Annotated in this window: 14 protein-coding genes and 1 pseudogene; 3 read left to right on the top strand and 12 right to left on the bottom strand. The window is 69.9% G+C overall.

What is annotated here, in order from left to right; all coding sequences use genetic code 11:
* Window positions 1-21: 21 nt before the first annotated feature.
* Entirely contained in the window at window positions 22-1,317 is a 1,296-nt protein-coding gene (locus tag ABZ833_RS08560) for an MFS transporter (RefSeq protein ID WP_361042894.1), read from the bottom strand.
* A gap of 199 nt (window positions 1,318-1,516) precedes the next feature.
* On the opposite strand from ABZ833_RS08560, the gene ABZ833_RS08555 reads away from it, so the two are divergent.
* Entirely contained in the window at window positions 1,517-1,807 is a 291-nt protein-coding gene (locus ABZ833_RS08555) for a hypothetical protein (RefSeq protein WP_361042891.1), read from the top strand.
* A gap of 224 nt (window positions 1,808-2,031) precedes the next feature.
* Window positions 2,032-2,925 carry a methyltransferase domain-containing protein gene (locus tag ABZ833_RS08550; RefSeq protein WP_361042888.1) on the top strand — a complete coding sequence of 298 codons (894 nt, stop codon included), beginning with the start codon at window positions 2,032-2,034 and terminating at the stop codon, window positions 2,923-2,925.
* A 41-nt stretch (window positions 2,926-2,966) separates the two neighbouring features.
* Here ABZ833_RS08550 and ABZ833_RS08545 read toward each other — a convergent pair whose 3' ends face one another.
* The 10 genes from ABZ833_RS08545 to ABZ833_RS08500 all read right to left on the bottom strand — a co-directional run bounded on the left by ABZ833_RS08545 (window position 2,967) and on the right by ABZ833_RS08500 (window position 15,264).
* Window positions 2,967-3,386, bottom strand: a complete 420-nt coding sequence (locus tag ABZ833_RS08545; RefSeq protein WP_249592314.1) for a hypothetical protein — start codon at window positions 3,384-3,386, stop codon at window positions 2,967-2,969.
* Between the two features lie 156 nt (window positions 3,387-3,542).
* The gene (locus tag ABZ833_RS08540) at window positions 3,543-3,956 is read right to left on the bottom strand and encodes a DUF6010 family protein (protein WP_361043160.1); all 414 of its coding nucleotides are present in this window, start codon (window positions 3,954-3,956) and stop codon (window positions 3,543-3,545) included.
* Window positions 3,957-4,110: 154 nt separating this feature from the next.
* Window positions 4,111-5,199, bottom strand: coding sequence for an NAD(P)/FAD-dependent oxidoreductase (locus ABZ833_RS08535; protein WP_361042884.1), 1,089 nt, complete (start codon window positions 5,197-5,199; stop codon window positions 4,111-4,113).
* Between the two features lie 74 nt (window positions 5,200-5,273).
* Window positions 5,274-6,500 (bottom strand): SGNH/GDSL hydrolase family protein, encoded by a 1,227-nt coding sequence (locus tag ABZ833_RS08530; protein WP_361042881.1) that lies wholly within the window; start codon window positions 6,498-6,500, stop codon window positions 5,274-5,276.
* Entirely contained in the window at window positions 6,497-8,917 is a 2,421-nt protein-coding gene (locus ABZ833_RS08525; protein ID WP_361042878.1) for a glycoside hydrolase N-terminal domain-containing protein, read from the bottom strand. Before ABZ833_RS08525 ends, ABZ833_RS08530 begins: the two co-directional genes overlap by 4 nt.
* An 83-nt stretch (window positions 8,918-9,000) precedes the next feature.
* Window positions 9,001-10,785 carry a carbohydrate-binding protein gene (locus ABZ833_RS08520; protein WP_361042876.1) on the bottom strand — a complete coding sequence of 595 codons (1,785 nt, stop codon included), beginning with the start codon at window positions 10,783-10,785 and terminating at the stop codon, window positions 9,001-9,003.
* A gap of 69 nt (window positions 10,786-10,854) precedes the next feature.
* Entirely contained in the window at window positions 10,855-11,781 is a 927-nt protein-coding gene (locus ABZ833_RS08515) for a carbohydrate ABC transporter permease (protein ID WP_361042872.1), read from the bottom strand.
* On the bottom strand, window positions 11,778-12,713 hold the full coding sequence (locus ABZ833_RS08510) for a sugar ABC transporter permease (RefSeq protein ID WP_361042869.1): 936 nt from the start codon (window positions 12,711-12,713) through the stop codon (window positions 11,778-11,780). Before ABZ833_RS08510 ends, ABZ833_RS08515 begins: the two co-directional genes overlap by 4 nt.
* A gap of 41 nt (window positions 12,714-12,754) precedes the next feature.
* The gene (locus ABZ833_RS08505; RefSeq protein ID WP_361042867.1) at window positions 12,755-14,077 is read right to left on the bottom strand and encodes an ABC transporter substrate-binding protein; all 1,323 of its coding nucleotides are present in this window, start codon (window positions 14,075-14,077) and stop codon (window positions 12,755-12,757) included.
* Window positions 14,078-14,085: 8 nt separating this feature from the next.
* Window positions 14,086-15,264 carry an ROK family transcriptional regulator gene (locus tag ABZ833_RS08500; protein ID WP_361042865.1) on the bottom strand — a complete coding sequence of 393 codons (1,179 nt, stop codon included), beginning with the start codon at window positions 15,262-15,264 and terminating at the stop codon, window positions 14,086-14,088.
* Window positions 15,265-15,443: 179 nt separating this feature from the next.
* On the opposite strand from ABZ833_RS08500, the gene ABZ833_RS08495 reads away from it, so the two are divergent.
* Window positions 15,444-17,567: an alpha-galactosidase gene (locus ABZ833_RS08495; protein WP_361042862.1), complete on the top strand. Its 2,124-nt coding sequence runs from the start codon at window positions 15,444-15,446 to the stop codon at window positions 17,565-17,567.
* A gap of 7 nt (window positions 17,568-17,574) precedes the next feature.
* Here the strand turns inward: ABZ833_RS08495 and ABZ833_RS08490 are convergent.
* Window positions 17,575-18,642 (bottom strand): annotated as a pseudogene (locus ABZ833_RS08490) (NAD(P)/FAD-dependent oxidoreductase).
* Between the last annotated feature and the right edge of the window lie 83 nt (window positions 18,643-18,725).

The raw sequence follows: 18,725 nt of genomic DNA, 5'->3' as shown, positions 1-18,725 counted from the left end.
CGACGGCGTTCGCCCTTGGCCCTACGGCCGTCGGTGATCGGCTCGTTCAGTGTGCGACTCCTGTCCGGTGGCGGTCTCCGCGACGATACCCGGCCGGTCGGGCCCTCTCGTGACCTCATCCCTGCCGACCGCCCGCGCCGTCTCCGCACTCACGTGCCGGTAGCTGAGCAGGGTCGTCAGGAGCGCGAGGGCGCCCATGGCCAAGGACACGGTGAAGCCGGCGCGGGTACCGAAGGAGTCCACGACCTGCCCCGAGGCGGCGGCGCCGAGCGCCACGCCGATCTGCAGGCCCGCGATCATCCAGGTCATTCCCTCGGTGAGCCGGGCCGCGGGAGTGAGCCTCTCGACGATGCCCATGATGGTGACCATGGTCGGCGCGAAGAACACGCCGGCGAGGAAGACCGCGGCGGACAGGGGCGCGATGCTGTTCACGACGAGGAACGGCAGCGTCGTCAGGGCCGTGCCCGTCACCCCGATCACGAGAAGCCTTGGGAGCGGCACGCTCAACTTCAGCGCCCCGAAGGTCAGCCCCGAGACGGCGGACCCGACGGCGTACACGGCGAAGACGATCCCCGCCGCCTCCTTCTGCCCCTGCTCCTGGGCGAAGGCGAGCCCCATCGTGTCGACGGTCCCCGCGATGGCGCCGCCGAACAGCAGCGTGAGCGCCATCGCGAGGAGCGAGCCCGACCGGATCGCCGACCGCCCCGCGCCGTCGGCCTGCGGCTGCACGGGAGGTTCGGTGCGCTTCTGGGGGACGAAGAGCAGTACGCCCACGACGAGCAGCACCGCGGCGACCATCGGCCCCGCTTCGGGGAAGAGGGCCGTGCCCAGGACGACGGCGATGGCGGGCCCGATGATGTAGGTGAGCTCGTCGACCACGGATTCGAGGGAGTACGCGGCGTTGAGCCGCGGCGAGCCGCGGTACAGGTGGGTCCAGCGGGCTCTGACCATCGCACCCATGCTCGGCATGAACCCGGCCAGGAACGCGAAGACGAAGAGGGTCCACACGGGCGCGCCGTAGTACGCGCACAGGAGCAGCCCGCCCAGCGCGGCGACGCTGACACCGGTGGCCGGGAGCAGGACGCGCCCTTGCCCCAACCGGTCGACCACACGGGATATCTGAGGGCCTATCAGGGCCATGGACAGCGTGAACGTCCCGGCGACGGCGCCCGCAAGCGCGTACTCGCCGCGCAGCTCGGACAACATCGTGAGGATGCCCATGTGGGTCATCGGCAGCGGCAGCCGTGCGAGCAGCCCGGCCGCGGAGAAGCCCTTCGCCCCCGGTGCGGAGAACAGTGCGCGGTAGGGGTTAGCCATCGAGGGCCCCTCGGTCGTTTCCGGGCAGCAGGAAGTGGCGCATTCGGTCCTCCGCAGCACATCACGAGAAACTTGAACGAACGTCCCACTTTCTATCACGGGTGACCTCCGGGAGGGGCGGGCCCGGATCACGGGAAGGGCGAAGCGCGGATCGTTGCCGCGTTTCGCACCGCGGTCCCCGATCCGGCAAACTGCCCGGATGGACTATGAGTTCTGGAACGACATCCACCACCGCGGCGGCATCCCCGCGGTCAAGAGCGCGCTGGAGGAGCTGGCGGAGCGCGGTTCCGCCGAGGACGTGGACGCCGCGATGGATCTGGCCTGCCGGGTCATCGCCGACGACACCGCACGTCTCCAGGCCCGCGCGGATCAGGCCGAGGCCAGACTGCGGATGCTGACCGACGAGGCGCGTGAGGTGGGGCGCCAGGTCGACGCGCACGCCGAGGCCGAGGGCTCCGCCGCACCTCAGGAGCGCGCCGAGCGCGACTGACCGTCACCGGGCGCCCGGCAGCTGAGCCGCAGAGCTGCTTGGCGCTTTCGGGGCTCCACCGTGACGGCGCCCGGTGCTAGCGTCCCAGCGTCCGGCGCGTACCGCGCACGCTTCTTCACCGTCCTCTTGAGCACGTTGAGCACGCCTTCTCCAGCACGCCTTCTCGAACTCATCGAGCGCGATTCCTTGACGACCGACCACCCGTCGCTGAAAGGGATGCACCCATGACCGTGGAAGACACCGGCGCAAGCGGCACGACGGCCCCCACCCCCGAAGAAGTCGGGGCGATGTACGACCAGTTCGGCGACATGCTCGCCCTGACGCTCGGCTCCACCGCCGTGCACATCGGCATGTACGCGCCGCACGGCGAGCGCTCACCCGTCACCACGCTGACCGCGCTGGCCGACCTCGCCCAGGACCGGCAGACCGAATTCCTCATCGACACCATCGACTTGGCGCCTCACGAGCACCTTCTCGACATCGGCTGCGGCACCGGCGGCCCGGCCGTCCGCCTGGCCGAGCGCACCGGCGCCCGCGTCACCGGGATCAACGTCAGCAAGAGCCAGCTCGCCCGGTGCCAGGAGCACCTCAAGGCCCGGAGCCGGTCGGCCCAGGGCCTCGCCGAGCGGGTGGACTTCGCCTACGGCAACGCCATGCGACTGGACTACGCGGACGCGGCCTTCGACGCCGTATGGTCCATCGACTGCGTCCCCCACCTCTCGGACCGGCCCGCAGGGCTCCGTGAAGCCCTGCGGGTGCTGCGTCCCGGCGGGCGGTTCCTGTTCACGGAGTTCGCCCTGCGCGGCAGCCCCACCGCCGAGGAAGTGGCGGCCTATACGCGGATGTGGACCTGTCCCCCGCTCACCCCCTTCGCCACGCTCGTCGACGAACTCCAACAGGCGGGCTTCCATGTGGAGTCCGTGCGCGACATGACCGCGAACGCGGCCCTGTGCGGCGAGCTCATGTGCGTGCTCTACGAGGACCGGCGCGGCGAGATCGAGGAGCGGTTCGGCAAGGAGGCCCTGGCCCACACCGATCCGCTCATGGCTCCCTACCGCTCCTTCTGCCGCGACCACATGGACTACTACCTGCTCGTCGCGCGCGCACCCGAGGCCTGACGCGGCACGGCCCCGGGTGCGAGCGGCGGGCCCGCCGCGGGTCAGCTCACGGTCACCTTGACGACCGGTGAGACGGTGGCGCCGCTGGCGACGCGCAGTTCGTTCTTGCCCTTGAGGCCGAGCTTGGCGCGCAGGCCGTAGCTCCCGGACTTGTTGGTGACCGTGCTGGCGGGCAGGGCCTTCCACGCCCCGTGCTGCTTCTGCTGCAGGGTCACCTTGCTGCCGGCCTTGAGCCCGGTCGCCTTGCCCGTGATGCGCAGCTCCTGCCAGGCACGGACGTGGGAGACGGACGCCTTGGCCGTGAGCGTGGCCGGGGCGGGCTTGGCGGCGGCCTGCGCCGGGACGGGCTCCGGGCCCGACCCGGCGGCGAGCGCGGCGGTGGCGGGGATCAGCAGGACCGATCCGGCGATGGCGGAGACGGCGGCGGTGCGCAGAAGGCTGTGGCGGCGGATGTTTCGCATAACGGCAGTGATCCCCTTGGTCGTCGGTCAGTACGCGGCCCTCGTCGTGCGACGAGCCGCACAATGAGGAACATAAACGTATGCACCCGACATTGCGATCACCCGGAGAGCGCGTAACGGAATCCGGTAAAACCGGTCACAGCGTCGCAACTGCCCTCACAGCTCGGCCGCGTGGTCTCCGACCCGGCGTCCGCGGACGAGACCGATCAGCGAGGGGCCGCCACGCAGGCACCAGAGCGCGATGACGGGATCGCAGATGGCGCAGCCGAGGGACGAGTCGTGGGCGAAGGGGATGATCGGGTTGCCCTTGAGGTGGTGGAGCAGGTCCCAGCCGGTGTGGAGCAGCCAGCCGATGCCGATGAACGTCCAGGATTCCAGGCCCCGGTAGGCGCAGTACGTGACGGCCGCGGTGAAGAGGAACTCCCAGCCTCCGAATCCGCCGCCGCTCAGGTAGGCCGCTCCCGCACCGGCCACCATGATCGCGTTGAAGCGGCGCCGGTTCGGTTCGCGGATCAGGGACATGACGAGGGCGTACAGGACGCCGATCAGTACCGGTGCGACATAGGTCATGACCTGCATGGAGTTCCTTCAGCGGTGGCGCGCGCCCGGTCCGTGCCGGGATCACCGCCGAAGTTATCCGGGCCTGCGGCCACCTCCCAGTGGCATTAATGACAGCCTTCAACGGGATAGCGACACCAGCGGTGCGGACCCTCCGCCCAGCCCCTCACTGCCCCTTGGCCTCGCGACGGCCCGCCTCGCCACCGGCCAGGACGGACTCGATCCCGTGCCGCCGCTCCCCCAGTACCTGCTGGCAGTTGGCGGCTTCCGCGGCCGGGCTGAAGGGCCCTGCGGCGCGACGCGCTGCCACGGCCGACCTCGTGTCGTCGGCCACGAGATCGGCGTTGATCGCTGCCGCGGCCGTCATGCCGGAGGCTGCGGACACCATGACTCCGGCCACGAGATCGGTGACGTTTCCCGCGACCCACACCCCCGGGGCGTCCGTGAGGCCGCTCGCGTCCGACTCCACGTAACTGCCCACGCCCATCGGGTGGTTCACGCCCGTCAGGCCAAGCCCCGCGAGCACCGCGCCGCGCGCTTCGAACCGCGGCGCCACGGCGAGAGCCCGCACCGGGATGCTCCTGCCCGAGGCCAGCCGTACGCCGGAGAGCTGGTCCGCCTCGACGTCGAGACCGGCCACCTCGCCGTCGACCACGGCGATGCCACGGGCGGCCAGTTGCTCCCACTGCTCCCCGGTCAGCTCGCCCGCGGTGTGCAGGAACAAGGTCACGTCCGGCGACCACTGTCGGAACAGGAGCGCCTGGTGCACCGCCATCGGGCCGGTCGCCAGGACGCCGATCGGCTCGTCACGCACCTCCCAGCCGTGGCAGTACGGGCAGTGCAGGACGTCACGGCCCCACCGCTCGCGCAGGCCGGGCACATCGGGCAGCTCATCGACGAGCCCCGTCGTCACCAGCAGGCGTCGCGCGCCATGGCTCCGGCCGCCCGCGGTCTCCACCACGAAGCGCTCGCCGACCCTGCGGACGGCCGTCACCAGGTCCGACACGATCCGCCCGCCGTATCCGGTGACCTCATCCCTGCCGATCCTCAGCAGTTCGCCCGGCGCGAGGCCCTCACGGGAGAGGAACCCGTGCACCCCGTCGGCGGGAGCGTTGCGGGGCTCCCCGGAGTCGACCACCAGGACCGAGCGCCTCGCACGGGCCAGGGTCAACGCGGCCGAAAGACCCGCCGCGCCGCCCCCGACCACCAGCACATCGACGTCCTGCTCATTCGTCTCGATCTCAGTCTCAGTCATGCCGACACCGTGCGCCCGGCCTCAGCAGATCGGCAAGCTTCTTTGCTGCTTCAGCAAGTACCCCTTGCGCCGGTTCACCGCTCGCACCCCAGCTCCGCCAGGTCTACGGCGTCAGCCATCGCCCGCATGCCCTTGTCGTTGGGATGGAGGTGGTCCCCGCCGTCGAAGACCGGGAGCAGGCGTTCTTGGTCATACGGGCTGCGGAGCGCCTTGTCGAAGTCGGTCACGGCGTCAAGATCGGCACTGTTCCTGATGAAGTCGTTGACCTCCTGGCGCACCGCCTCACCCGCGGCGTCGAACTCCGACCAGCCCTTGAAGGGCAGTACCGTTCCGCCCACGACGCACTTGCCCGCCGCGTGCGACCGCTCGATGATCTGCCGGTATCCGGCGATGAGTTGGCCCGCCGTCACACCGGTGTGCGCCTTGATGTCGTTGATGCCCTCGAACAAGAACACCGTGCGCACGCCCGGCTGGGAGAGGACGTCGCGTTCCAGCCGGGCCAGGGCGCTCTGCCCGGCGCCGTCGGCAAGCACCTTGTTGCCGGAGATGCCCTCGTTGGCGACACCCTTGATGCCGGTCCCTGACGCGCTCTGCAGCCGCCGCGACAGATAGTCGGGCCAGCGGCGGTTCGTGTCGCCGGTGGACTGCCAGCCGTCGGTGATGGAGTCGCCAAGGGCGACCACGGCGCCCGTGTCCGCCCCGCTCTCCACACTCACCGCGTCGAGATAGAACCACGAGCCGATCCGCTGGCCCCAACTGCCCGCGCCCTCCTCCCCCGCATGGTCACCACTCGCCGCGTACGACGTCTGCATCGCCATGCCGTGCCCCGTCGCCTGGCCCGCGGCCTCGGCCACGTACAGGCTGACGACCAGATCGCTCTGTGCCACGAGCCGTCCGGACAGCGGGTCGCTGGTCACGCTCTCGCCCGGCGCCACCGTGACGGAACGCCCGCCCCCGAAGGTGATCCTGCGGTTGCTGCCGGGGACGAGCCGCGCGCCCTCCGCGCGCGCTCCGGCGTAGGCGCTGCCGAAGGTCACCGGGCGGTCGCCGAAGGCGTTGGACAGCCTGATGCGCGGATGGGCGCCGCCGACGCTCGTCCGGACGACGAGGCGGTAGCTGCGGTCGGCCACCGCCTGGCCGAGCCGGTCGGCGCTCGCTCCCCACGTGACGACCTGATGCCTCGACGACTTCCCTGCGGCCGTCTCGGCCGAAGCCGTCGCCGGTAAGCACAGCGCGAGCACGAGCCCGCAGACGATCCCGACGGCCCGCCCACGGCGCACGCGCCACATGCCGGGCCTCAACTACCCGCTCCCCGTAGCGTGAGGGAGCCGCCCGGCTTGAGGGTGACCTTCCTCGTCACTCCTCCGTACGACACCGTGGTGCCGCGTCCGCCGACACTGCGCAGGCGCGCCTCGGTGACCTTGCCCGCCCGCCAGCGCAGGTCGACCACGAAGCCGCCCCGTACGCCGACGCCGGTGACCGAGCCGGAGCGCGCCCAGGCATCGGGCAGGGCGGGCAGCAGCTCGACGTGTCCCGGCCGTGAGTAGACCAGCATCTCCAACATCGCGGCCGCGGTACCGAAGTTGGACTCGATCTGGAAGATGCCGCGGCCCTGCTCGACCTCGTAGATGTCGAAGAGGTTCATCGCGGTGCCGTTGCTCCCGCCGATCGACGGCCGCAGATTGTTCACGACCAGCTGGTACGCCTTGTCCGCGTCCTTCAGCCGGGCCCAGCACAGGCTCCGCCAGGCGTTCGCCCACCCGAAGCTCTCCATGCCGCGCGCGGTGAGCAGCGCCGTCGCCCCTTCGATTAGGGCCTTCGGGGTCGATTCGTCGGGGCGGATCCTGTCGCCGGGGAAGAGCTGGACCAGCGGGGAGAGGTGCCGGTGGGTGGTCTCGCCGAGGTTCTCGGGTGACATCCACTCCTCCAACCAGCTGGTCTTCGGGCTGACTTGGGGGAGGTACAGGCGGTCCTGGAGTTTGCCGATCGCCTTGCCGTGGGCGGTGTCCCTGCCGAGGACGGAGCAGGCGGTGAGGTAGTTCTCGAAGAGCGCCGAGACCAGTTCCTGTGCGTACGTGATGCCCTTGGCGTCGAGCGGACCGTGCTCGGGAGACCAGTCGCTGTCGGCGATCAGGACCTCGCGGCTCTTGCCGGTCGCCTCGTCGGTGACGGTCGTCGTGAGCAGCCGCGCCTCCCAGAACTCGCAGGCTCCCTTGAGCAGCGGGTGGATCCTGGCGAGGTAGGCCCTGTCCTGGGTGAATTCATAGTGCTCGAAGAGGGAGTTGGACAGCCAGGCGTTTCCGGCGGGGTGCCACCACCAGCCGTTCCCGCCGTGGATGTTGGTGGAGATGGCCACGGTCCAGCCCGCGATCTTCCCGCTGGAGTTGCGGTAGCGGTTGCGCGGGTCGTTGAACAGGGTCCGGGTGTGCTCGGTCCAGGAGGGAAGCTGCGCCAGGCAGTAGTCGGCGTACGCGTCGAAGCAGGGGGAGAGTGCCGCACGGTCGGCCAGCCAGTAGTTCATCTGGATGTTGATGTCGGTGTGGTAATCCCCCATCCAGTCCGGGTCGTTGCCGTCCAGCCACAGGCCCTGGAGGTTGAGCGGCAGGCTGTCGCGGGATCCGGCGATCATGAGGTAGCGGCCGAACTGGAGGTAGGAAGCCTCCAGTTCGGGGTCCGGATCACCGCCCTGGGCGCGTGCCTGCACACGTTCCCAGGTGTCGAGGCCGCGTTGCGTCCGGGACGACGTGCCGAGCGAGACGGTCATCCGCTCGAACAGGCGCCGGTGGTCGGCGACATGGGAGTGCAGGAGCGTGGTCGCCGAATGGCGGGCCGCCGCGAGGACCTTGGTCCTGGCGAGCCGCTGCGGGTCGAGGTCGGGGTCGCGGTAGCCGGCGGCCGCGTCGGGCGCGTAGTTGGTGCCGCCGCTGACCACGACGGTGAGCTCCTTGCATCCGGCGAAGGAGATCCGCGAGCCGTCGACGGCCACCGCGCCGGTGGTGCTGTACGCCGTCACCGCGGCGCCGTAGCGCAGCCCGCCGTCCGGGAAGGCGGCGCCGAACGAGGCGGAACGGGGGCCGTGCGCGGTGGTGGTCTCGTCGTGGGTGCCCGCGAGGGTGACCGTTCCCGTGTGGCGGCCGCCGCCCTCCTGTGAGAAGTGCAGGACGATGGCGTCGTCGGGATGGCTCGCGAAGATCCGGCGCAGGTACCTCACCCCTGAGCGGACGTACGAGGTGGTGACGAGCCCCTGGCTGATGTCGAGGTCGCGGCGGTAGTCGGAGACCGCGGAGAGGTCGTGGTCGGGCAGGTCGACGGTCAGTCGGCCCAGGAGAGTGAAGGAGCCGAAGTCGTCCCGGCCGTAAGGGAATTGGCCGTCCGCGTCGAGGGTGGCGTTGAGACCGCCGGTCCACAGGGTCGCGTCGGTGATGAGGAGCAGTTCGCGGGCGGGGTCGTTGCCGGTGAGCGCGCCCAGCCGCCCGTTGCCCACGGGCAGGCCCTGTTCGATCATCGCCCGGTCTGATGCGGGCGCCTGGTACCAGAAGCGGGTCGTCTCCGCTGCGGCGAGCAGGGGTGAGTCCGTCTCCCGGGTCGCGGAGGCGGAGGCCGCGAAGGCGGGCAGGCCGCCGAGTGCGGTGAAGGCGCCCGCGGCGGCGGCCGCGGAGAGGATGTCGCGGCGGTTCAGTCTGGGCCGGGTCGAGTCGGTGTGCTGGTCGTCGTCCACGAGGCACTCCATTCCGGAGGGATGGTGCGTGCGGGAGGTGCGTGCAGGAGGTGCGTGCGGGAGGAGCCGGGGGGCCTTGCCCGTCAGGAACGCTTCGGTACGCCGATCCGGTCGATGTCAGGGGCGTAGCCGTCACCGCTGTCGAAGGTGACCGTGTTGCTGCCGGCCTTGAGGGTCACCGGTACGCCGATCGTCTCGGCGGTTCCCCAGTCCCCGGTGGAGGGGAACTTCAGGGCGGTGGAGCCTTGGCCGTTGGCGGAGACCTGGACCGTGCGCGGATCACCGCTGACGTACGCGACGTCGATCACGTAACGGCCTGCCTTGCGCACCACGATGTCGTTGAACCGGAGCTTTCCGCCCTGGTAGAGATTGCCGACCTTGCTGCCGCCCGAGCACGCGGCGCAGTCACCGACCGCCGCGTTGCCGCTGAGGGTGTTGGCGGCGGACTCGGCCTCGTACTTCGTCATCTGCTGCTCGGGGCCTCGGGGTGCGACGGTGAACAGGCGCGAGCCGTGCGCGGGCAGTGTCTGGGTCACCTTGTCCTTGTAGGTGCCGAGGTCCTCGTGGTTCCACAGGTCGCGGACCTTGCCCCGGCCCGAGAAGCCGAGGGTGGAGAAGTCGGCGGTGACGGCGGCGGGCGAGTCGCCGAGGTTGAACAGGGCGACGGTGTGGCTGCCGTCGGCGTTCTTCGCGCTCCAGACCTGCCGGTCGCCGGATGCGGTGACGGGCCTCGCGGGTGGCGTGCTGCCCTGGTTGAGGGCGATGACCTCGCGGTTGGTCAGGAGCGATACGCCGTAGTCGTCGAGGCGTGTGAGGTCGTCGCCGGTGTAGAGAGGTGACTTGGCGATGGCCCACAGGGTCGCGTAGCTCTGCCGTTCGGCCTTGGTCAGGCCGTCCATCTCGCCGTTGCCCACGTTCAGGGAGTCGAGGTCGTTCCAGCCGCCGGGACCGGCGTGCCGGGTCCAGCCGGGTGCGTCGTCCCAGCGGTCGTCGACGGAGTTCTCCCACGACACCAGGGTGTTGCAGTAGCACTCGACGTCCGTGTCGATGCGCCAGCCGTTGGAGTACCGCTTCCAGTCGGCGACGTGGTTGATGTCGAGGGCCCAGGAGATCTCCAGGTGGATCGGGCGCCCGGCCTTGGCGATCGCCTTCTTCCAGGCGGCGACGTCGGCGATGTTGTTGTAGTTGTCGCCGCTCTTGGAGGAGCCGGGGCCCACGCCGTCCAGCTTGAGGAAGTCGTATCCCCAGTCGGCGAAGAGCTGGGCCTGCGAGTCGATGTACTTCTGCGCGCAGGGCCGGGAGAAGTCGAGTTTGTAGGCGCTGTCCCAGCCGTTGGTGGTGCGCAGGTCGTCGTGGACGATGTCGGCGGTGGTGCAGCCCTCCGCGTTGAAGATGGGCACCTTGCCCTCGCCGTATGCCTCCTTCTCCAGGCCCACCGGCAGGTAGATGCCTGCCTTGAGACCCTTGGCGTGGATGTCGTCGGCGACCGGCTTCATGCCGCGCGGGAAGCGGCCCGCGTTCGGTGCCTGGCGGGCGTAGGCGTCGAACTCCGGCTTCCACGCCATGTCGCGCCACCAGCCGGCGTCGATGTTGACGTACTCGTAGCCGTACTTCTTGAGCTTGGACGCCATGGCGTCGGTCTGCTTGAGGACGTTCTTCTCGGTCAGGTAGCTGTAGTCGCCGTCGGGGTTGAGCCCGGGGTACTTCGAGGACTGCATGCTCCAGCTGGTCCAGCCCATGTAGGGCTTCTGGGCCAGGTCCGCGGCGGGCTTCGCCTCGGCCACGGGAGCAGCGGCTGCGGGCACGGCCGTCGTCAGACCGGCGGCGAGGGCGAGGGCGAGCACGGAGGAGTACAGGGACGACCGCATGGGCCGGACCTCCTGAAGTCGGGGGCAGCGTGTCGGGGGTGCGGGACGTACGCGCGGCTGTGCGGCAGGTCAGCCCTTGCCGGAACCGATGGTCAACCCGCTGATGAACTGGCGCTGGAGCGCGAAATACACGAGGAGCGTGGGGATCGCGGTCAGCAGCGCACCGGCCGCGATGAGGTTGGGGTTGGTGAAGTACTGGCCCTGGAGATTGGCGAGGGCGGAGGTGATCGGCCGCTTGTCACCGGTGTCGATCAGGGCGAGCGACCAGAAGAAGTCGTTGTAGATCCAGATCGATTCGAGGGTGGCGAGCGCCGCGAAGGCCGGGCGGCACAGGGGCAGCACGATCTGGAAGAACTGCCGCCACACGGGAGCGCCGTCCACCAGGGAGGCTTCGGTGATCTCCTTGGGGATCGTCCTCATGTAGTTGCTGAGGACGAAGGTGCAAAAACCGCACTGGTAGGCGATGTGGATCGCGATGATGCCCCAGACGGAGTCGTAGAGCAGGAACGAGTCGCTCATCCAGCCGGGCAGCGGGACCTGGAGATAGAGCCGGTACAGCGGGGTGATGAGCACCTGCGCGGGCAACAGGTTGCCCGCGGTGAAGAACATGAGCAGGGCGATGTTCCACCGGAAGTCGAAGCGCGAGACGAAGAAGGCCACGGCGGCCGAGAACAGCAGGGTGCCGAGCACCGCGGGGACCGTGATGAGGACGGAGTTCCAGAAGAAGTGCGGCATCCCGGACTGGCTCCAGGCGTTGGAGAAGTTCTCCAGGCTGATGCCGTGCGGCCAGGACAGATAGCCGTGCTTCGCGGTGTCCTCGTACGGCCGCAGCGAGGTGTACACCGCCCACAGCAGCGGGACGAGCCACAGGAGGGCGATCCCGCCGAGGAGGAGATGCCTGCCGGTCTGCCGCCTAGGGCGCGGCGGGCCGTCGCCCGTCGGGGTTGCGCGGCGGGTGCGTGAGCCGGCGGCCGGCGGGGTGACGGTCGCGGTCACTGGTCCTCCTTGCGGAAGGTCTGTACGAGGAAGGCGCAGATGGCCAGCAGGGAGACGACGAGCAGGACGACCGCGAGCGCGGAGCCGTAACCGATGTGGCTGGACTCGCCGATGATGTTGTCGGTGATCAGGAGCGAGAGGAGCTCCATGCCGGGTTTGCTGCCGGTGCCGCCGCCCAGGACGTACACGATGTCGAACGCTCGCAGCGACTCCATGACGGTCACGACGAGGATGATGATGTTGACCGGCTTGAGCGCCGGGAAGACCACGCGCAGGAACGTCTGGCGGCCGTTGGCGCCGTCGAGGGCGGCGGCCTCCTTCAGCGCGGGGTCGAAGCCCTTCAGGCCCGCCAGGTAGAGGATCATGATGTAGCCGGTGTGCCGCCAGGCCGACGCGACGAGCACGGCCCAGAGGTTGAGGTCGGGGTCGCCGAGCCAGTCGATGGGCTGCCCGGAGCCCGCCCCGCTCAGGACGCCGTTGAGCAGACCGTTGTCGGGGTTGTAGATGATCTCCCAGATGAAGCCGACGACGGCGAGCGAGAGCACCATCGGCAGGAAGATCGCGGTCTGGTAGACCCGTGTGAAGCGGATCTTCCGGTCGAGCTGGTAGGCGAGGAAGATGCCGAACGGGGTGGGCAGCAGCGCCGTGAAGAGCAGCCAGACGACGTTGTGCTGGACGGCCGGCCAGAACGGCGGGTAGTTGGTGAAGATCTCCCGGTAGTTGTCGAGCCCGGTCCAGCGGATGTCTGACAGCGCGATGCCGTCCCAGTTCGTGAAGGACAGGCCGACGGAGGCGAGCGCGGGAAGCCAGACGAAGACCAGCAGGGCGAGCAGCGGAATGCCGACGATGACGGTGAGGAAGACGCGGTCACCGGGGCCGAGCCGCCGGGGCCGGGCACGCTTGGACGGGGGCGCTGTGCGCACGGAGGACATGGTGAACCTTCCCGGTCCTGATCAGGCCGTGTCAGGAGGTGTCAGGCCGTGAAGAAGCGCGAACGCTGGGACTCGATCTTCTTCAGGAGGGCCGCGCCGTCGTCCGGGTGGCCGAGCCACTGGGTGAATCCGGGCAGTACGACGGTGGAGATGAAGCCCGGGTCGCTGTCGCGGTCGCCGAACTGGGTGATGTGCTTGGCCGACGCGATGAGGTCGGCGGACTTCTTCTGCAGGGCGTTGTACTTGCCGGTGTCCGCACGGGAGTTGACGGCGACGTTGCTCGGGTCGACGCCCATGTAGAGATTCTCGGCCTCGGCGCCCCCGAGGTATTCGAGCAGCTTGGTGGCGCCCTTGAGGTTCTTCGGCCTGCGGCTGAGCATGAAGCCGTCGGTGGGGGCCTCGACGGTCTCCTGGCCGTGGGTCGGGTCGACCTCCGGGAAGGGGAAGAAGTCGATGTCCGCGCGGAGCTTCTCGTCGGTGATCTGCTGGCCGAGGAAGAGCCCGATGACCGCCATGCCGGACTTCTTGTCGAGCAGCGACTGCGCGGCGTCCTGCCAGGAACGGCCGCCCGCGCCCTGCTGGTAGAAGCCGCTCAACTCACGCCACAGGTCGAGTGTCTTGGTGGTGCGGCGGTCGGTCCAGGCGACCTCGCCCCGCATCAGGTCCATGTGGAAGTCGTAGCCGTTGGCGCGGAGATTCAGATAGTCGAAGGCCCCGAGGACGGACCAGCTGTCGCCGCCGCCGTAGCCGGACGCGATCGGCGAGAGACCGTCCTTCTTCATCCTCTTGGCGAGCGCGGTGAACTCGCTCCAGGTACGGGGGACTTCATAGCCCCGCTGCTTGAACACGCTCTTGCGGTAGAAGACGGCCCACGGGTAGTTGTACAGCGGGACGAAGTAGTACTTCCCGTCCTCGCCCTTGGACAGCTGCTTGGCGGCTTCGCTGAATCCGGAGCCTATTTTCTCCCATACGTCGTCGATGGGATGGGCCAGCTTCTTCTTGGCGAAGTACTGCATGCGGTAGCCCGCGAACCAGGTGAAGACGTCGTCCGGGGTGCCCTGGAGGTAGGTGGAGATGCTCTTCTGGAACGTGTCGTGGTCGACGGTGTTCGTCTTGACCTTGAGGCCGCTGTCCTCGGTGAACGCGCCGGTGACGGCGGCGTAGGCCTTCTCGGGGGTGGCATCGGCCCCGTTCGACCCGAAGGTCACCGTCTTCGGATCGGCGGCCGGTCCACCGCCGCAGGCGGAAAGGAGCGGGGCGCCCAGCGCGGCGGCGCCGATCCCGAGGGATCCGCGGACCACGGTGCGGCGGCCCGGCTCGCGTATCCCGCGGGTGGGGAAGGGTCTGCGGCTCTGCTGCGTCATCGCAACTCCTAGTACGTGTCTATGCCGATGAAGGACTGGATCGCGGTGGCCGCGGCCCCGCGCGCCCACTCCTCGAAGGGCAGGGGACGTGTCATCACGTCGCACTGCGCGGCGGTGCCGAAGGCGGACGCGGTGAACGCGTCGCGGATCTGCTCGGCGAACAGGTCGTACGCCGCGAGACCTTCGCCGGAGATGATCACTCGCTGCGGTCCGAGGACGTTGACGACGGCCCCGATGGCACGGCCGATCGCCTCCCCGGCTCGTGTGTAGGCCTCGCGCGCGCCGGGGTCGCCCTGGTGCGCAAGTTCCAGGGCTCCGGCGGAGTCGGTGACCGGGGTGCCGGTCGCCTCGCGGACGCGGCGGATGATGGCGGCGTCCCCGGCGATCGCCTCCACGCAGCCGGTGTTGCCGCAGTGGCACGGCGGGCCCAGCGGGTCGATCGGCAGATGGCCGATCTCACCGGCCACGCCGTGCGCGCCGGAGACCACCTTGCCGTGCACGACGAGACCGCAGCCGATGCCCGCACCGACGGTCACCAGGGCGAAGTCGGAGACGCCAGCCCCTGCGCCGAACCACTGCTCGGCGACCGTCAGCGCGCGGACGTCGTTGTCGACGGTGACGGGCAACCCGGTCACGGTGGAGGCCAGTTCGGCAAGCGGCACATCACGCCAGTCCAGGAAGGGCGAGTAGCGCACGACGCCTGCGGCGCGGTCCACGTCACCGGAGACGGCGAGACCGAGCCCCCGCACCTCGACGCCGAACCCCTCAGCCTCCGTGAGGAGTTCCTGGACGAGTCCGGAGATCGAGGCGAGCACGGCGCCGGGGTCGCGGTCGGTGACCGGGAGGTGGCGGGCGACGCGGATGCGGCAGCACAGGTCGGTCAGGACCGCGATGATCTCGTCGCCGGTCACCTTGACCCCGATGAACAGGGCCCGCCCTCCGTCGACCCGCACGAGGGTGGCGGGCCGCCCGAGGGAAGGCCGTGCTTCCTCGTCCGCGTCCTCGACGAGGTAGCCGGCCGCCATCAACGGCCGTACCGCTTTGGTGACCGCCGCCGAGGACAGCGCGGTACGCCGGGAGATCTCGATCCGCGTGAGCGGGCCGTGGGTCAGGACAGTGGTGAAGACCAGGGAAGCGGCCGGTGTGGGTGCCGGAACCACGTCGATACGAGGGGTCGTCGAGCGCATGGCCGAAACGTAGGGGGTGTTCTTTTCCTCTGTCAATGAAAGAAGCAAGTGCCTTTCAAGAAGCCTCTGTAGAGGACCCGAGCCATTCAAATATGCGACAGCGGCCGGGTGTTGACAGTTGATCGAAGGGAGTGTTGGCTGCCGCATGTTCTCGAGGCGCTATCTGAACGTGAGGATCCATGCCTGTGATCTCCTTCGCCCCTGAGACCGGGGTCTGGCTGCTCTGCACTCCGCGCACGTCGTACGCGCTCCGGGTCGATGAGACCGGAGCGCCCTGTCATCTCGCGTGGGGACCACGGCTGACCCTGGAGGAGGCAGAGGAGTTCGCCACTCCCCCGGCCCCGCACCCCAGCAGTTTCGAGGGGCGGCCGCCCGTCGGCGAGGAGCTCCCCGTGGACGGCGGGGCGCGCTACGGAACCCCCTCGCTGCAGGTGCGCTTCGCCGACGGCACCCGCGCCTTCGAATGGCAGGCGACAGGCCACCGCGTCCACGAGCCCGCGCCGGGATCGACGGAGCTGGCCCTGGATTTCCGTGACCGTCACTACGCCCTGGAGATCACTCTCCACTACCGCGTCCACGACGACAGCGACGCCGTCGAGCGCTGGTCCGTGCTGCGCAACACCGGCGAGGAAGCCGTGACGCTGCTGCGCGCCGACTCCGCCGCATGGACACTTCCGGCGAGGGACGACTACCGGCTCAGCCATGTCACGGGCCAGTGGTCCGCCGAGACCCAGCTGCACCGGGACCGCGTGCCGTTCGGCGAGACGGTGCTGACCAGCCGCAGGGGCATCACCAGCCATCACGCCAACCCCTGGGTGATGCTCGACGCGGGCGACGCGACCGAGGAGCACGGCCAGGTGTGGAGCGCGGCCCTGGCCTGGAGCGGCGGCTGGCGCGTCACCGTGCAGCGCACCCCTGACGGCCGGGCGGGCCTCACCGGCGGCGCGGGCCACGACGGCATGGCCCAACCCCTGGCACCCGGCGAGGAGTTCACCACTCCCCAGTACGTCGGCCTCTACACGGACGGCGGTTTCGGCGCGGCGAGCCGCGCCTGGCACGCGTACGTCCTCGGCCACGTGCTCCCCCACTCCGAGGAGACACGACCGGTCCTCTACAACTCGTGGGAGGCCACCGGATTCGACGTCGACGAGGCGAACCAACTGCGCCTGGCGGCGCGGGCGGCGGCGCTCGGCGCGGAGCTCTACGTCATGGACGACGGATGGTACGGCGCGCGGCGTGGCGAGGGCGCCGGGCTCGGCGACTGGACACCGTCACCGGACCGCTTCCCCGAAGGGCTCACTCCCCTGGTGCGCGAGGTGCACCGGCTCGGGATGGGCTTCGGTCTGTGGGTGGAGCCCGAGATGGTCAACCCGGACAGCGATCTCTACCGTCAACACCCGGACTGGGTCCTGCACTTCCCGCACCGCACCCGCACGGAGCTGCGCAGCCAGCTGGTGCTGAACTTCGCACGGCGTGACGTCGCGGACTGGGCGTACGGCTGGCTGACCCGCCTGGTGGGCGACCACGGCATCGACTTCCTCAAGTGGGACATGAACCGCGCGCTCAGCGAGGCGGGCTGGCCGGACCGGGCGGACGGCACGGAGCGCGTGCGGACGGCGTACGTGCACCGCCTGTACGACGTCATCGACCGCCTCCGCGCCGACCATCCCGGCCTGCGGATCGAGGCGTGCAGCGGCGGCGGCGGGCGGGTCGACCTGGGCATGCTGTCCCGCACGGACCAGGCGTGGACCTCGGACAACACCGACGCGGCGGACCGCGTCCTCATCCAGCACGGCTACGGCCAGATCTACCCGGCCCGGACCATGGCCGCGTGGGTGACCGACGTGCCCAACCCGCTCACCGCCCGGTCTGTGCCGCTGCGCTTCCGCTTCCATGTCGCGATGGCCGGGGTGCTCGGCCTCGGCGGCGACCTGACCCGCTGGACCGACGAGGAACTGGCGGAAGGCGCGGCATTGGTGGCCGAGTACAAGCGCGTGCGCCACCTCGTCCAGCACGGGACCCTGCACCGTCCGCGCGGCCCGGTCGACGACGGCCCGGCCGCGGTGCAGTACACCGCGGCGGACGGCAGCGAGGCCCTGCTCCTTGCCTGGCAGAGGGCCCCGCGCCACGGCGCCGCACACCCGCCCCTGCGCCTCGCCGGCCTCGATCCCTCCGCTCGCTACCGTGACGCCCGCACGGGTGCGGTCCATTCCGCGACCGTGCTGAGCGACTACGGACTCCGGCCCGCGCTGCCGCGTGGTGACTGGGCCAGCGTGGCGGTGCACTTGATCCGGGTTCCTTGACGGTGACTCAAGTCGTCTGTTGCCCCAGCTCGGCGAGCATCTTGAGCATGGCCTGGGCGGAGGGCTCCTCGGAGTCGGCCCCCTGGATCTCGGCGCCTTCGAACAGGGCGGGCTCGGCGCTGCGGGGGAACATGGCCTGTTCGTACTCGGTGAGTGCGGCCTCGACGTCGTCGGGGTGCGCGGCGAGGCACTTGCCGAGCTCGGCGCCGTCGAGCATGGCCAGGTTGGCGCCTTCGCCGTTCGGGGCAGTGAGGTGGGCGGCGTCCCCGAGCAGGGTCACCCCCGGGACCCGGTCCCACCGGTGGCCGGTCGGCAGGGCGAATTCCTGGGCGATGCGCGCGGTGGCCACGGCGGCATCGCCGAAGTCGATGCCGTCGAACCAGTCCTGCGGCCTGGACAGTCCCACGTACGCGTGCAGGGTGTCGCCCTTCTCCCGGTGAGCGAAGATCTCCCGGTCCGTCGAGGGCACGATCATCGACCCGCCGCCGACCGCCTTCGCGGCGGCGGGGTGCCGGGCGTAGGCGTCGAACAGGTAGGTGTCGACGACCGATTTGCCGACGTACTCGGGTGTGGCGGTGGAGAGCAGCGGCCGGACCCGTGACCACGCGCCGTCCGCGCCGACCAGCAGGCCCGCGACGACGGTGCCGCCGTCGGCGAACGTCACCTCGTGACGGCCATCGCCGAGAGCACGGGTGCCGCTGACCTTGTGATCCCACCGGACGGTACCGGCGGGGAGCGCGTCGAGCAGGATCTGTCGCAGCTCGCCGCGCTGCACCTCGGGGCGGCCCCCCGTGCCGTCGTCGGTCATCTCGTGCAGGAGGGTCCCGTCCGGGTCCAGGACCCGCATGGCCTGGCGGCCCTCCAGGATGATGCCGTGGAACTCGTCCACCAAGTCGGCCGCTTCGAGGGCGATTTGTCCGTTGTAGTCGTGGATGTCGAGCATCCCGCCCTGCGTGCGTGCCGTCGGGGAGGGTTCCGCCTAGTACACCGTGGCCGGGATTCCGTGGACGTGCAGGACGCGGGCCAGCGTGAGGCCGCCGAGTCCGGCGCCGATGATCGTGACGGGGGTGCGCATGGCGGCTCCTCCAGGTCGGGGCTGCCCGTGATGTCCGGCGGCCGTTCCTGGGAAGGTGTCAGGACACTCCGACAAGCCACCGA

This window comes from Streptomyces sp. NPDC047525 (assembly GCF_040643025.1).
Classification (GTDB): domain Bacteria; phylum Actinomycetota; class Actinomycetes; order Streptomycetales; family Streptomycetaceae; genus Streptomyces; species Streptomyces durmitorensis.
The sequence above is the reverse complement of the archived record's forward strand: the minus strand, read 5'-3'. Positions and strand labels throughout refer to the sequence as shown.